General features: G+C 64.5%; 17 protein-coding genes. 6 read left to right on the top strand and 11 right to left on the bottom strand.

Annotated elements, in window-relative coordinates:
* On the top strand, positions 1-627 hold a 627-nt coding region (locus tag L0B83_RS17435), incomplete at its 5' end, for a hypothetical protein (RefSeq protein WP_234759814.1).
* Between the two features lie 10 nt (positions 628-637).
* Here L0B83_RS17435 and rpsN read toward each other — a convergent pair.
* The 3 genes from rpsN to rpmB are packed head-to-tail and all read right to left on the bottom strand — an operon-like array spanning position 638 to position 1,349.
* A complete protein-coding gene (gene rpsN / locus L0B83_RS17430) occupies positions 638-943 on the bottom strand; it encodes a 30S ribosomal protein S14 (RefSeq protein WP_028267656.1) in 306 nt (101 codons plus the stop codon).
* A gap of 2 nt (positions 944-945) precedes the next feature.
* On the bottom strand, positions 946-1,113 hold the full coding sequence (gene rpmG / locus L0B83_RS17425) for a 50S ribosomal protein L33 (RefSeq protein ID WP_003798558.1): 168 nt from the start codon (positions 1,111-1,113) through the stop codon (positions 946-948).
* Complete coding sequence (gene rpmB / locus L0B83_RS17420; protein ID WP_234759813.1) at positions 1,113-1,349, bottom strand: 50S ribosomal protein L28; 237 nt, start codon at positions 1,347-1,349, stop codon at positions 1,113-1,115. Before rpmB ends, rpmG begins: the two co-directional genes overlap by 1 nt.
* A 428-nt stretch (positions 1,350-1,777) precedes the next feature.
* Here rpmB and L0B83_RS17415 point away from each other — a divergent pair, with 428 nt between their 5' ends.
* The 3 genes from L0B83_RS17415 to L0B83_RS17405 are packed head-to-tail and all read left to right on the top strand — an operon-like array spanning position 1,778 to position 4,582.
* The gene (locus tag L0B83_RS17415; protein ID WP_308194017.1) at positions 1,778-3,259 is read left to right on the top strand and encodes a ferredoxin reductase family protein; all 1,482 of its coding nucleotides are present in this window, start codon (positions 1,778-1,780) and stop codon (positions 3,257-3,259) included.
* A complete protein-coding gene (locus L0B83_RS17410; protein ID WP_234759812.1) occupies positions 3,256-3,747 on the top strand; it encodes an FMN-binding protein in 492 nt (163 codons plus the stop codon). Before L0B83_RS17415 ends, L0B83_RS17410 begins: the two co-directional genes overlap by 4 nt.
* On the top strand, positions 3,731-4,582 hold the full coding sequence (locus tag L0B83_RS17405; protein WP_308194016.1) for an FAD:protein FMN transferase: 852 nt from the start codon (positions 3,731-3,733) through the stop codon (positions 4,580-4,582). Before L0B83_RS17410 ends, L0B83_RS17405 begins: the two co-directional genes overlap by 17 nt.
* Here L0B83_RS17405 and L0B83_RS17400 read toward each other — a convergent pair.
* Positions 4,579-5,340 carry an SGNH/GDSL hydrolase family protein gene (locus L0B83_RS17400; protein ID WP_234759811.1) on the bottom strand — a complete coding sequence of 254 codons (762 nt, stop codon included), beginning with the start codon at positions 5,338-5,340 and terminating at the stop codon, positions 4,579-4,581. The genes L0B83_RS17405 and L0B83_RS17400 overlap by 4 nt on opposite strands.
* Before the next feature lie 103 nt (positions 5,341-5,443).
* Complete coding sequence (locus tag L0B83_RS17395; protein ID WP_234759810.1) at positions 5,444-5,923, bottom strand: MarR family winged helix-turn-helix transcriptional regulator; 480 nt, start codon at positions 5,921-5,923, stop codon at positions 5,444-5,446.
* Positions 5,924-6,039: 116 nt separating this feature from the next.
* Between L0B83_RS17395 and L0B83_RS17390 the strand changes: the two genes are divergently transcribed.
* Positions 6,040-6,672, top strand: a complete 633-nt coding sequence (locus tag L0B83_RS17390) for an NADPH-dependent F420 reductase (RefSeq protein WP_234759809.1) — start codon at positions 6,040-6,042, stop codon at positions 6,670-6,672.
* A gap of 60 nt (positions 6,673-6,732) precedes the next feature.
* Positions 6,733-7,017, top strand: coding sequence for a YciI family protein (locus L0B83_RS17385; RefSeq protein ID WP_234759808.1), 285 nt, complete (start codon positions 6,733-6,735; stop codon positions 7,015-7,017).
* A gap of 36 nt (positions 7,018-7,053) precedes the next feature.
* Here L0B83_RS17385 and L0B83_RS17380 read toward each other — a convergent pair whose 3' ends face one another.
* The 6 genes from L0B83_RS17380 to L0B83_RS17355 all read right to left on the bottom strand — a co-directional run bounded on the left by L0B83_RS17380 (position 7,054) and on the right by L0B83_RS17355 (position 12,891).
* Positions 7,054-7,866 carry an SGNH/GDSL hydrolase family protein gene (locus L0B83_RS17380; RefSeq protein WP_234759807.1) on the bottom strand — a complete coding sequence of 271 codons (813 nt, stop codon included), beginning with the start codon at positions 7,864-7,866 and terminating at the stop codon, positions 7,054-7,056.
* Between the two features lie 2 nt (positions 7,867-7,868).
* Complete coding sequence (locus tag L0B83_RS17375) at positions 7,869-8,789, bottom strand: SGNH/GDSL hydrolase family protein (protein WP_234759806.1); 921 nt, start codon at positions 8,787-8,789, stop codon at positions 7,869-7,871.
* A gap of 68 nt (positions 8,790-8,857) precedes the next feature.
* Positions 8,858-9,916: a siderophore-interacting protein gene (locus tag L0B83_RS17370; protein WP_234759805.1), complete on the bottom strand. Its 1,059-nt coding sequence runs from the start codon at positions 9,914-9,916 to the stop codon at positions 8,858-8,860.
* Positions 9,913-10,752, bottom strand: a complete 840-nt coding sequence (locus tag L0B83_RS17365) for an ABC transporter ATP-binding protein (protein ID WP_234759804.1) — start codon at positions 10,750-10,752, stop codon at positions 9,913-9,915. Before L0B83_RS17365 ends, L0B83_RS17370 begins: the two co-directional genes overlap by 4 nt.
* A gap of 1 nt (position 10,753) precedes the next feature.
* The gene (locus tag L0B83_RS17360) at positions 10,754-11,791 is read right to left on the bottom strand and encodes a FecCD family ABC transporter permease (RefSeq protein ID WP_234759803.1); all 1,038 of its coding nucleotides are present in this window, start codon (positions 11,789-11,791) and stop codon (positions 10,754-10,756) included.
* Positions 11,788-12,891 (bottom strand): FecCD family ABC transporter permease, encoded by a 1,104-nt coding sequence (locus L0B83_RS17355; RefSeq protein WP_234759802.1) that lies wholly within the window; start codon positions 12,889-12,891, stop codon positions 11,788-11,790. The genes L0B83_RS17360 and L0B83_RS17355 overlap by 4 nt, the downstream gene beginning before the upstream one ends.
* Positions 12,892-12,895 lie beyond the last annotated feature (4 nt).

Genomic DNA, 12,895 nt, shown 5'->3' with positions numbered 1-12,895 from the left:
ACAACCATCCCCACCGGAAATAACGGCAAAAGACAGCTGCAAAATCTGAAACCAGCTGAAACCAGACCACCACACACGGGGGTGCGCGGCAGCCCAGCAAAATCAACCAATCAAAAAATCGGTATCAACAAACTTGGCACACTATTGAGTTCTCAAACAACAGACACACCCGGCACCACCCAACCACACGGCCAAGATCGCTCCGGAGCAACTTTCCAAACTTACCAGACCCGCCTGTCCCGCACAACTCCCGAAACCAGGAACCACACCGGACAAAACACGATCCACGACCCCGGAAACCACACCGGAACACACCAAAGCGAACCAGAAAATGGTTTCCATTTGAAAGGGAGTCGGTCGCAACTTTTCCGCTTCAGCGGCGGCGACTCGATCTACTCTACACACCCCCAGCACCCCACGCAAATCACCCCTCAAGCGGGCAATAACCGCGGTAATCCGGGGCAAAACGGCCCATTCCGCGCAAAAAGAGGCCGACGCCGTCGTTATCCAACAATGTGTGCTGCACCACTTAATCGCGGACCGGGATACCCGCCGCCTCAGAGCCCCGGATCCCGATGCCTCAAACGCAAGAAGGGCCGGCAACCAAACGGTTGCCGGCCCTTCTAGTGCTTCTGGATTACCAGGAAGACTTGGTGATGCCCGGGAGCTCACCACGGTGAGCCATGTCGCGGAAGCGAACACGGGAGATACCGAACTTCTGGAAGGTACCGCGCGGACGGCCGTCGATGATGTCGCGGTTACGCAGACGGATCGGGGAGGCGTTGCGGGGCAGCTTCTGCAGGCCGAGGCGAGCCTCTTCGCGTGCTTCGTCAGTCGCGTTGGCGTCAACCAGGGTCTTCTTCAGTTCGAGACGCTTCGCAGCGTAACGCTCAACGATGACCTTGCGCTGCTCGTTGCGAGCAATCTTGGACTTCTTAGCCATGTTTAGCGCTCCTCTCGGAATTCGACGTGCTGGCGGATCTTGGGGTCGTACTTCTTCAGGACCAGGCGGTCCGGGTCGTTACGACGGTTCTTGCGGGTCACGTAGGTGTAACCGGTTCCCGCGGTGGACTTCAGCTTAATGATCGGACGTACGTCCTTGTCCTTTGCCATTAGAGCTTCACCCCACGAGCCAGAACTTCGGCGACGACTGCGTCGATGCCGCGAACGTCGATGGTCTTGATGCCCTTGGCCGACAGGGTCAGCGTGACATTACGGCGCAGGGACGGAACCCAGTAGCGCTTCTTCTGGATGTTGGGGTCGAACCGACGCTTGTTGCGGCGGTGCGAGTGCGAAATGCTGTGTCCAAAGCCCGGCTCGGCTCCGGTCACCTGGCAGTGTGCTGCCATGACGACTCTCCTAAAAAAATAAAATGAAACGGTCGGCAGAGTTCCTGCCTCCCGTGCAATAGGCAACGTTCGCAACCAGTCCACATCGATTTCGGTAGTTCCCGCGGATTGGATCACTCGACTGAAACCAGCCAATGGTCGCCGCCGCGGCGAAGGTAGTGGGTCCGGTCAACAGGCCGGAATACTGGGCGAATACTGGAATGCGCGCAACTTGAGCCCCTAACTACCGGCCCGCAGATCTCCTGTTGTTGCCAACAGTCACCGCCAACCGGAGCAATTGCACACGCTCCACGCCACCTAGCGCCTAATAAGTCTAGGGGCTGTGGGAAATTAAGGCCAATCGGGTGTATAAGGACAGCCGCCCAACTCATAAGCGCGGGCCAGTTCCTTCACAGCGTAACGAAAGGTTGAGGCGTCAATCTTGAGACATGAAGACGCACCTCCTCGCCTCTGCGGACCAACCGAAGGGCATGTCCCAGGGTCAGCCCGCACGGCGCTATCCGGCCACGGGACGATTCACTGCGCAGCACCGCCGACGCATGTTCCGAACGGACATGCTCACCGTTGCGCTGTGGGTTTCCCTCGCAGCGGCGCTGGGTTTGTGGCTCGCCGACGGCGGGGTGTCGTCCGTCGCGGACGGCGCCCAGGCGGTCACCGCCGTCGGGATCCTTGCCGGACTTGCGGGCATGGACCTGGTCTTCCTGATGCTCCTCCTCGCAGCACGCCTGCCTTTTGTGGACGGTACGGTCGGGCATGACAGGGCGCTGGAATTCCACCGGAAGCTAGGCAAGCCGGCTCTCTACCTGCTGCTGGCGCACGGACTTTTCGTCGCGACTGGTTACGGCATGGCCGAGGGCCTAAACCCCGTGAGCGAGGCCGTTTCGCTCTGGGTGCTGGTGCCCGATATGTGGTTGGCATTCGTCTCACTGGCGCTGTTCATTGCCGTGGTGGTCACCTCGCTGGTAGCCGTTCGACGCCGTTTTCCGTACGAGTTCTGGTACTTCGTTCACCTACTCACCTACCTCGCGGTCGCAGCAGCCCTTCCGCACCAGTTCAGTGTGGGCGGTTTGTTCGCCGAAGGGACGTGGCAGCGCTGGTACTGGCTGCTGCTCTGCATCGGAACAGGTTCGGCGCTCGTTTGGTTCCGTGTCGCCCAGCCAGTGATGGCCACCTTCCGGCACCAGCTGACGGTGCGGCGCGTGGTGCCGCTTGCGCCGGGTGTCTTCAGCATCGAAATGAGCGGCCTGCGGCTGAACGAGCTGTCGGGAAACGGCGGCCGGTTCTTCGTATGGCGTTTCCTCGCTCCCGGGCTGTGGTGGCAGGCGCATCCGTTCAGCTTGTCCGCGGAGCCGACCACCCCGCCGTCGGGCACGTCATACGGACAGCCCGCCCAACAGCCCACCCTGCGGATCACTGTCCGGAATCTGGGTGCGGGCTCGGCCCGGCTGGCTTCGCTGAAGCCGGGGACGAAAGTGGCCATCGAGGGTCCCTACGGGGTCTTCAGCACGGCGGCCCGGAGCCGGGAACACATCGTGATGATCGGCGCAGGAATCGGGATCACTCCCCTCCGTGCCCTCCTGGAATCCACACCTTTCGCGCCCGGCCGCGCGACTGTCCTTCTGCGCGGCAGCAGCACGGATGAGCTGTTCCTCGGCGACGAGATCCTTGAATTGTGCCGGAAGCGCGGTGCCACGCTCTTCCATTTGACCGGCCCGCGGTCAGCGGATCCTCAGGGCGCCTGGTTGCCCGCTTCTGCCGGTAACTCGCGGCTACCGGACTTCGTACCGGACATCGCCGACGCGGATGTCTACATCTGCGGCCCGTCCGCTTGGGCCCGCCAAGTGCTGGCTGAGGCAAAAAGGTCAGGCGTGCGGGAGGAGCAACTCCACTACGAAAGGTTTGACTGGTGAGACTCAGGGCAGGAATTTCAGCAGCGTTGGCGTCGGGCGCCATCCTCCTGGCCGCTTGGCAGGCGGGCACGCACGTGGCGGAATCGAACGCATCGGCGGTAACCACCTCCGCACCCCGAACCACAGGCGGCACCGGTACGGGCTCGACGGCGCCCGGAACCACAGGCGGGACAAGTACGGGCTCGACGGCGGGCGGAGCCACCGCCAAGGCCGGCGGCACCTACACAGGAACCGCGGTGCAGACCCGCTTCGGAACCGTCCAGGTCCAGGTAACCATCAAGGCCGGCGTGATCACGGATGTCACCGCCCTTCATCTGACCGACCAGGAGCAACGATCCGTACAGATCAGCGCCCGGGCGGCGCCCCTTCTGCGATCAGAGGTGCTGAGCGCGCAGTCGGCGAACGTGCAGACAATCGGCGGGGCCACCTTTACCAGCGAGGCCTATTTAACGTCACTCCAGGCAGCCCTCGATGCAGCCCATTTCTGATCCAAGCCTGCCCGGACGGCACGGCGCGGAGCCCCGCCTTCGCTCCCGGACCTTCACCAGTATGGGCACGGTGGTTAGCCTCGCCGTTCCGTCTGCTCCCGGGACGGCTTCCCCATCCGTTGTGGAAGCGCTCGAGGCGGCCACCGCCGTCGTCGAGCAGTTGTTCAACAGGCTTGACCAAACGTTTAGTCTCTACCGCCCCGGCTCGGAGGCGAGCGCCATGGCGCGGGGCGAGCTGACGCTGACGGATGCCTCGGCGGACATGCGGCGGCTGTATGTCGAGGCGAGCGAATGGCGCACCCTCACGGAAGGTGCCTTTACGGCGGAACGGCCCGACGGCGTCGTGGACTTGGCGGGAGTCGTCAAGGCCCATGCGATCCGGGAAGCCGGAACATCGCTGCCCGCCCTTGGCTTGGAGGATTGGTGCCTCAACGCGGGCGGAGACGTCCTGGTGGGCGGATCGCCGACGCCGGGAAGCCCGAGGCCGTGGTTGGCGGGGATCGTCGACCCCGAGGATCGGACGGCGCTCCTGACGGCGTTTCCCGTCGGCAGCGCAGGCAAGCACGCACTCGCGACCTCCGGAACGGGCGAACGCGGCCACCACATCTGGACCGCTGGCCTCCAGCGGGAGCCGGACGAAGGGTTCAGGCAGGTTTCGGTGGCAGCTTCCGACATCGTCACGGCCGACGTCCTGGCCACAGCCATCATGGCCGGCGGCGCCGCGACGCTCACCCTAGCGACCGCGCGCTGGGACGTGGACGTACTTGCGGTGAAGAACGACGGCGGACTGCTCGCCACGCCGGGTTTCCGGAACCGCGCCGGCCAGAACAGTTAGGGCCGGATGAGCTGCGGGTACTTCGGGCTCAGGCCGTCACCTGAGGACTTGCCCGTAACGCGGCGGACCACCCACGGGGCGGCGTGTTCACGGGCCCAACGCGCGTTGGCCCGCAACGCTTCCACCCGCGCAAGCTGCGGTTGCGGAACAGCCGGCGGAACCTCAAGGGACCCTTCGTGCTCGAGGACGGCGAGTACCCGGTTGGCCATGTTGATATGACCAGCGGTGGACATGTGCATCCGGTCCTGCGCCCACATGTGCCAGTCGTGGTATTCGCTGAAGCGCCAGTAGTCGACCAGCAGCGCACCGTGGTTTTCGGCGATTTCCCGGACCAACTCGTTGTAGATCGCGGTGCGTCCGCGCATGGTGCCGAAGACCTTGGAACTGCGGGCATCGAAGCCCGTAAAGAGAAGCATCGTGGCACCGGTTGCGCTTAGCTTCGCGATGCCTGCCTCATAGTCCTCCATGAGCCTGTCGATATCGACTTTGGGCCGGAAGATGTCGTTCGCTCCCGCGTACAAGGTCACCAACGTCGGTTCAAGCGCGACGGCGGCGTCCACCTGTTCAGCCATGACTTGCCTGAGCTTCTTGCCGCGGATGGCCAGGTTGGCGTAGCCGAAACCCTCGTTGCTTTGAGCCAATTGATGGGCAACGAGGTCCGCCCACCCCCGGACCCCGTTGGGGCGCGAGGGGTCGGAGTCGCCAAGTCCTTCGGTAAACGAGTCACCCAATGCCACATACCGGGCAGAAAAATCCATGGCGTCAGTCTTTCATCACTGGGGGGCGGCCGTCACACTGCGCCCGCTGCGCAGCGGCGGCGACGCCCCGCCTGCTGCCCAGTGGCGCGGCCGCCGTCCCGGCTCACCGTTCGCGCAGGATCCAGTGATTGTCGTCGAGGCGGGCCACGATCTTCTCGCCGATCCGCGCGAGATCGGCAACGTCGTCGTCGCTCATGGCATCCAACATCAAAGCACGGACGGCACCCACGTGGCCGGGCGCGAGGGACACGATGGTGTTCATGCCGGACTCCGTCAGGTGCGCCACCGTGACACGGGCGTCGCCGGGGTGCGCTTCGCGCTCTACCCATCCGCGTCTCTGCAGCTTGGTGACGACGTGCGACAACCTCGACAGGGAAGCGCTGGTGCGGGCGGCGAGCTCACTCATCGGCAGGAAACGCCCCTCCGCTTCGGACAGCATGGCGAGGACGTTGTAGTCGAAGAGCGACAATTTGCCCGCCGCTTGCAGTTGGGTGTCCAGGGCGGCCGGCAGCAGGGTGTTGATACTCAACAGGGCCAGCCAGGCACGGCGTTCGTCGGCGTTGAGCCAACGCGGTTCGGTCATGGATTCATCTTAGAAGGAAATCAATACTTGACACTTCAACTAGCGGTTTTTACCATTTCTGTTGAAGCTTCAAGCAAATTCGTGAACCGCTCTGCACCCAAGCAAAGGAAACAACAATGGCTGACATCACCATCATCGGTACCGGCAACATGGCATCCGGCATTGCGGCCCGCGCGGCCATAGCAGGCAAGAGCGTCCAGATCCTCAGCCGCGACGCAAGCTCCTCTGCTGCGCTTGCCGCGACGGTCAACGGAACCTCCGGCACCACGGGATCCCCGGCGGAAGGCAGCATCGTGGTCCTGGCCACCCCGTTCGGCGCCGCCAAGGAAGTCCTTTCTTCCTATGGATCCGCGCTCGACGGCAAGACGATCGTGGACATCACCAACCCCGTGAATTTCGAGACCTTCGATTCCCTCACCGTCCCCGCCGGCAGCTCGGCGGCCGAAGAACTCCAGGCTCTGGTCCCGGGAGCGTCGGTAGTCAAGGCCTTCAACACCGTCTTCGCGGCCACCCTCGCTGCCGGCGAAGTGAGCGGCCAGACCCTCGACGTCCTGGTGGCGGGCGACGACGCCACGGCGGCGTCCGCCGTCGTCGACTTCATTAAGGATGCCGGGCTGCGGCCCGTGAACGTTGGACCGCTGCGCCGCGCGCGCGAGCTCGAAGCCTTCCAACTGCTCGTCATGACACTTCAGATCAGCGACGCCCACCCCAACTACAACTGGAACTCCGCAGTCAAACTGCTGCCGTAGGTCATTGCCGCTACGGAGGGCGACCCGATGGGCCGCCCTCCGCGTTGTAGGCTGGGCGGCATGTTTGTCGTTTCGCTGACGTACAAAGTTCCCGACGAGATCGTCGATTTCCACCGCCCCGCCCATATGGAGTGGGTCAAAAAAGCGTTCGACGACGGCACTTTCGTTGCGTCCGGTCGTCGCGTTCCAGCCATCGGGGGTGTGCTTTTGTCCAACGTCGATCGTGCGACACTGGACGCTTCCTTGGCGACGGATCCGTTCTACGTCAACGGTGTAGCCGACTTCGAGATCATTGAATTCACGGTCACTTCGGCAGCCAAGGGCTTCGAAAATCTGCTGGACTAGCGCGGCTGAACGTCCGAGGCGTGACGCTGCCCCACTTCAAAGCCGGACTGGCTCGGCGGCCGTCCCCAGCCGTTCCAACGAAACGACCGGCATAAGGGCCGGCCAGCGGGCACTCAGGTGATCCCCGCTTGAAACTCCCCTGAAGCGACGCGAAAGCCAAGGTGCCACATCGCGCCTGAGCCACGCGGCGTCGTCGGCCATTATCTCGGCCCGGCTCCGCGGGTGCAGCGGTCCAAGCATCGGCGAGCCCAGCGAATGGACGGCGCCCAACACCTCCAGGACCTTCTTGGCCATGTATTCGTGTCCTGTCCCGGACATGTGCAAGCGGTCCGGAGCCCACATCCGCCGGTCCTGGTACTTCTCGAAGCACCAATGGTCCACCAGAAGGGTTCCGTAGGCTGCGGAAATCCGCCGTATGTGTTTGTTGAAGACGGCCGTGCGCAGCTTGAGCGGCTCCAGGATCGGCGAAAGCGGCACGTTGTATTCAGTGAAGAGCAGGACCTGGGCACCGCTTCGCTTGATCCGGGCGACAGCGTCCTCGAAGCCCCGCACCAGGGTGCGCATGTCCAGCCGCGCGCCCAGGAGATCGTTGCCGCCGGCGTGGAAACTGACCAGCGTGGGAGCCATCATGAGCGCCGGCTCGAGTTGTTCGGCGACGATCTGCTTCAGCCGGCGGCCGCGGATGGCCAGGTTGGCGTAGCGCGTCTCCGGCCGGTGCCTCGCCAGTTCCTCGGCCACGCGGTCTGCCCAGCCGCGGCAGTCGTTGGGGAGGCGGAGGTCAGTGTCGCCGACGCCTTCGGTGAAAGAATCTCCGACGGCGACAAATCGCAGCGGTGTCTCCGTGGCCATGATCATGTCCCCCCGTTGTATTGAGCTTCGCCTTGAGCTTTACCACCGGCGTTGGCGCCGGACTCAGCGCCGGCCTCAGCCGAGGCAGCCGCAGCGGCTTGGCGTTCCGCAACTTTTCGCAGCCCGGCTTTCCGCGGGACCTTCACGGGTTCCGGCCAGCGTGGGCCAAGGGCGTCCCCGAGCGTGACGCCCCGAAGCTTCCGGCCGAACAAGGGCAACACCCAGTCGTTCACCCACCGGCGCTGACGGCGTTCCCAGTCGCGCAGCTTGAGGCGCTGCGGCGGTTCCCAGTCCTTGGGCGAGAACTTGTGCGGGACCCCGAGGTGGTCCAGGACCTGCGACGCCATGTATTTGTGTCCGGCTTTGGACATATGGAGACGGTCGGCGGCCCACATGCGTCGGTCGTGGTAAGCGTCAAGGCACCAATAGTCCACCAGCACGGCCCCGTATTTGGCGGCCAGCTCGCGGACTCGTTCGTTGTAGAGGGCATTCCGCCTCTTCAAGGGTTCCAGCACCACCGAGACCTTGACGTCGTACCCCGTGAACAAGACCAACGTGGCTCCCGTGGCTGCGAGGCGGGCCACGAGTCCCTCGTACTCAGCCATGAGCACGTCCATGTCCGTGCCGAAATCCAGGATGTCGTTACCGCCGGCATACAGCGTGATGAGCGTCGGTTCCATGGCCAGGGCACGGTCCAGTTGCTCGTCGATGACCTGCCGGAGCCGCTTGCTCCGCACGGCAAGATTGGCGTATTCCCAGCCAGGTTCGGCCTTCGCCAGTTTCTCGGCGACGCGGTCGGCCCAGCCCCGGACACCGTTCGGTAGGGCCTCGTTCCGGTCCCCCACGCCCTCGGTGAAGGAATCGCCCAAGGCAACAAACCGCCGTCGTCCGCTCTGGTCAGCATGAAGCAGGTTCCCAGCCACGACGCCAGAGTAGCCCCGCCCGGTTGCCCGCCGGCAAAGCCCAGGTTAATTCGACGCCCGGGGGCGGGCTAGAGTTCAGCTTTCCCCTTGCGCCAGTAGCCCATGAACGCTACTTGCTTCCGGTCGATCCCCACATCACGGACCAGGTACCGGCGCAGGTCCTTGACCACCCCTGCTTCGCCCGCGATCCAGGCGTAGAACGGCAAAGCGCCCGCGGGAAGGTTCGGGTTACGGCTCGCCTCGATGGCTGCGGCATCCATGCGCAGCGGCGTCTCCCAGAGGAGATCCTCGTCCACGTTCACCTCCTCCGGTTCGGGGCCGGCTGCACCGTCGAGCGGGGTGATGCCCACCCATCCGGGCACAGGAACAGCTCCGCGGACTGCCTGCTTCAGCAGCTCGCCGTGAGGCCGGGACCGGCCGAGGGATGCGCCGCGTGCGAGCCAGGTGATTTCGACGTCGGCGTCGGTGGCCAGGTCTTGGAAATCGCCGGCCTCGGGTACTTCAAGAAAGGCATGACCCGTGATTCCCGCAGATAAGGACTCCAAGATCGCGCCGATGGCGGGAACCGCCGTTTCGTCGCCGGCAAGCAGGACCCTCTGTGCCAGGCCGGGACGCCATTCGATGCCGGAGTATGTTTCAGCGGTGATGCAGTGGGCTGCACGGTTGTTGGGGCCGATGATGGTGATGGAATCCCCCGGTTTCGCCGCCAGCGCCCAGTTGACTGCGGGGCCGGCTGTCGTCTCAACCGCACCGTCATCGAAGTGCATCACGAAATCGACGTCGATCTCAGGGTAGACGGAGTCAAGCCTCTCGTTTCGCACGGTGTAGGTCCGCATCGAACCACGGACCGACGGGTCCATCGCCAACCACTCCTGGTACCACCCTGCGTCGCCGGTGTTAAAGGAGGGCAACGGCAGGGGGCGTCCGTGGGAGTCGAGCGAGGGAATCATGAGTTTGATGCGCAGGTCCAAGGTTCTCCCTGACACGCCGAATCCCCGCAGGCAGTAGCCTCCGAAGGTGATGCGGCGGAAATTGGGGCTCAGATCCTGGACTGCGGTGACCGTGACATCGAACGCGAGGGTCATTGGCTCCGTGGTTGCGTTCTGCACGGTGGTGTCGGCGTTCATGGGACAAACTCCAATTCGATGTCGGAAGGCGGGGCTGCAGTGTGGTGCCGTCCTATCGGGAGAACGAGCGGCGTGCCGGACAGCGGATCGGGAACCACCCGGGACTCGAGGCCGAAAACCTCGCGGACCAGATCCTCGGTGACCACGACTTCAGCTGGACCCTCGGCAACGATTGCCCCGGCTTTCATGGCGATGACATGGTCCGCATATCGGGCTGCCAGGTTGAGGTCGTGCAACACGATGGCAACCGTGGTTCCCCGGCTGCGGTTGAGGTCGGTTAGCAGGTCCAGCACTTCCACTTGATGTGCCAGGTCAAGGTAGGTGGTGGGCTCGTCGAGGAGCAGCACCTCGGTTTCCTGCGCGAGCGCCATGGCAATCCACACCCTCTGGCGCTGTCCGCCGGACAGTTCGTCGACGTTCCGTTCAGCGAGCTCAAGCGTTGACGTGGTCTCAAGCGCGCGTTGGACGGCCAGGTCATGCTCCGATTTGTCGCCGGTCCGCCAGCTTCGGAAGAATCCTTGGTGGGGATAGCGCCCGCGGCCCACGAGTTCGCGCACGGTGATGCCATCCGGCGCAACGGGGTGCTGCGGAAGCAGGCCGAGAGTTCGGGCGAGTTCGCGGGCCGGGCGGGAGTGGATGTCCTTGCCATCCAGCGTGACGACGCCCGCGCTCGGCTTCAGGAGCCTGGACAGCCCTCGCAGCAGCGTGGATTTCCCGCAGGCGTTGGCGCCGACGATCATAGTTACGTTGCCTTCGGGAATCTGCGTCGAGAGTCCTTCTACGACCCGCCGCTGCTCATATTGGAGCGTCAGGCTGCCTGCGCTCAGTTGTGCCATGTCAAGCTTCCTTTCGGTGGGACGTAACCAGTAGCCACAGCAGGAATGGGGCACCTAGGGCGCCGGTAATGACGCCGAGCGGCAGGACTGTGCCGGCCAGGACAATCGGGGCAACGTTGTACGCGAAGTAGTCGGCCGCGAGGACGATCAAGGCTCCCGTGAAAGCCGACGCCGGGAGGTTCGGTCGCCCGACAATCCGCCGGGCGATCGGACCGGCAAGGAAGGCGACGAAGGCAACAGGTCCCGCCGCCGCCGTCGCCACTGCTGCAAGCGCGACGGCGGCGATCACCAGGCCGAATCGCACCACGTTCACCCGGATCCCCAGCCCGGCGGCAGCGTCGTCGCCGAGTTCGAGCATTCGCAGGGGTCCGGCGAGAAGGGCCAACGCGGGAACAATCACTGCGAGCGAGGCGAGGAGGATGCCCACGCGTTCCCAACTGGCCGAATTCAACGAACCGTTGAGCCAGATGAGCGCCTCGGAAGCTGTCCGAATATCAGCGCGGGTCAGGAGGAAGTTCACCACCGCGCCCAGTGCCGCCGCGACGCCGACGCCGGCGAGGATCAGCCGGTTGCCTGCCGCGTTCCCGCGCCGACTGCCCGGGCCGTCACCTCGCGAAATGACGTAGATGACGAGTGCGACGCCGATCGCGCCGGCAAGCGCGGCAGCCGACACCACGGCGCCGGACGCCCCGAAGACGACGATGGCCAAGACTGCCGCCGCACTCGCCCCATAGCTGATGCCGATGATGTCCGGGCTCGCGAGCGGATTGCGGAGCATCGTCTGGAAGAGCCCGCCCGAGAGGCCGAACGCCACACCGATCAGGATCCCCAGCACGGCCCTGGGCAGTTTGTTCTCCATGACGATGAAGCTTGCGCCCGGGATCTTCTCGCCGCCCGTCAGGTGGGCAGCGAGGATTTTGACGAAGTCGGGGATGGTGACGGTGTAGCTGCCCAGGAGCACTGCCACCGCAAAGAGGACAACGACGCCGGCGCCAAGAAGTGCGGTCCGGTTCAGTCTCCGCCAGGGAGTTGGGCTCACAGCGACGTCCCCTTGCCTCGGCGGACGAGCCACACGAAGACGGGAGCACCGACGATTGCCGTCATGATGCCCGCGGGGACTTCGCCCGGAAGAAGCACCACCCGGCCGGCCAGGTCCGAAACCAGGAGAAGTGCCGGTGCGAGAACCATCGAGAACGGCAGGATCCAGCGATAGTCCGGGCCGGTGAAGAAGCGCACTGCGTGCGGAACCACGAGGCCGATGAACCCAATGGGACCGGCCATCGCCGTGGCCGATCCGCACAGCAGCACGATTCCAAGAGCGGTCACGCCCCTCGCCAAGGGCACATTGTGTCCGAGCCCGCGGGCCATGTCGTCGCCGAGGGCTAGGCTGTTGAGGATCCGGCCGCTTACCAGGACGATCGTCGCCCCAATCAGCAGGAACGGCAGTCCGGCGACGAGGACGGACCAGTCGTTGCCAGCGATGCCGCCCACTTGCCAGAAGCGGAAGCGGTCCAGGGTGTCCTGGCTCGAAACCAGGATGACGTTCATCAACGAGTAGAGTCCGGCGCTTAACGCGGCGCCCGCCAAGGCGAGTTTCACCGGCGTCGCGCCGTCCCTTCCCATCGACGCAATCAGATAGACGACGGCGGCAGCCGCGGCGGCGCCCGCGAAAGCGAACCAGATGAAGCCGCTCGCCCCCGAGATACCGAAAAGGTGGATCCCGGCGACCACCGCCAGTGCCGCCCCGGCGTTGACGCCCATGATGCCCGGGTCCGCCAGGGGGTTGCGGGAGACTCCCTGCATCGCGGCACCCGCAAGGCCAAGGGCAGCCCCAACCACCAAACCCAGGACCGTACGTGGGATGCGCGCGCGGACCACGGCGTGGTTGCCGTCGTCAGGGTTGAACTGGGTGAGGGACTGCCACACAGTTTCGATGGACATGCCCCGTGCGCCTATCGCGAGGGAGGCACCGGCAACGAGCGCAAGCACGACGACGGCGACCATCAGCCAGGCGGCGCATCGGTACGCGCGAACTGGCAGTTGATGCCCCTTTGGATCGCTTTTGCGGTCATGAGCTGCCAGTTCGCGCCCTGTTCCACGCGCGGAAAGTGGACCCGCCGCCGTCGTACTCTGTGCCATGGTG

The organism is Arthrobacter alkaliphilus (assembly GCF_021483235.1).
GTDB lineage: Bacteria > Actinomycetota > Actinomycetes > Actinomycetales > Micrococcaceae > Arthrobacter > Arthrobacter alkaliphilus.
This window is presented reverse-complemented; position numbering and strand designations above follow the sequence as displayed.

Excerpts from the sequence above, each read along its gene's own strand:
- rpmB (WP_234759813.1), bottom strand. The coding sequence starts at position 1,349 with ATGGCAGCACACTGCCAGGTGACCGGAGCCGAGCCGGGCTTTGGACAC.
- L0B83_RS17380 (WP_234759807.1), bottom strand. The coding sequence starts at position 7,866 with ATGGCCACGGAGACACCGCTGCGATTTGTCGCCGTCGGAGATTCTTTC.
- L0B83_RS17355 (WP_234759802.1), bottom strand. The coding sequence starts at position 12,891 with ATGGCACAGAGTACGACGGCGGCGGGTCCACTTTCCGCGCGTGGAACA.
- L0B83_RS17415 (WP_308194017.1), top strand. The coding sequence starts at position 1,778 with ATGAAGACGCACCTCCTCGCCTCTGCGGACCAACCGAAGGGCATGTCC.
- L0B83_RS17370 (WP_234759805.1), bottom strand. The coding sequence starts at position 9,916 with ATGAACGCCGACACCACCGTGCAGAACGCAACCACGGAGCCAATGACC.
- L0B83_RS17400 (WP_234759811.1), bottom strand. The coding sequence starts at position 5,340 with ATGGATTTTTCTGCCCGGTATGTGGCATTGGGTGACTCGTTTACCGAA.
- rpsN (WP_028267656.1), bottom strand. The coding sequence starts at position 943 with ATGGCTAAGAAGTCCAAGATTGCTCGCAACGAGCAGCGCAAGGTCATC.
- L0B83_RS17365 (WP_234759804.1), bottom strand. The coding sequence starts at position 10,752 with ATGGCACAACTGAGCGCAGGCAGCCTGACGCTCCAATATGAGCAGCGG.
- L0B83_RS17405 (WP_308194016.1), top strand. The coding sequence starts at position 3,731 with ATGCAGCCCATTTCTGATCCAAGCCTGCCCGGACGGCACGGCGCGGAG.
- L0B83_RS17385 (WP_234759808.1), top strand. The coding sequence starts at position 6,733 with ATGTTTGTCGTTTCGCTGACGTACAAAGTTCCCGACGAGATCGTCGAT.
- L0B83_RS17395 (WP_234759810.1), bottom strand. The coding sequence starts at position 5,923 with ATGACCGAACCGCGTTGGCTCAACGCCGACGAACGCCGTGCCTGGCTG.
- L0B83_RS17390 (WP_234759809.1), top strand. The coding sequence starts at position 6,040 with ATGGCTGACATCACCATCATCGGTACCGGCAACATGGCATCCGGCATT.
- rpmG (WP_003798558.1), bottom strand. The coding sequence starts at position 1,113 with ATGGCAAAGGACAAGGACGTACGTCCGATCATTAAGCTGAAGTCCACC.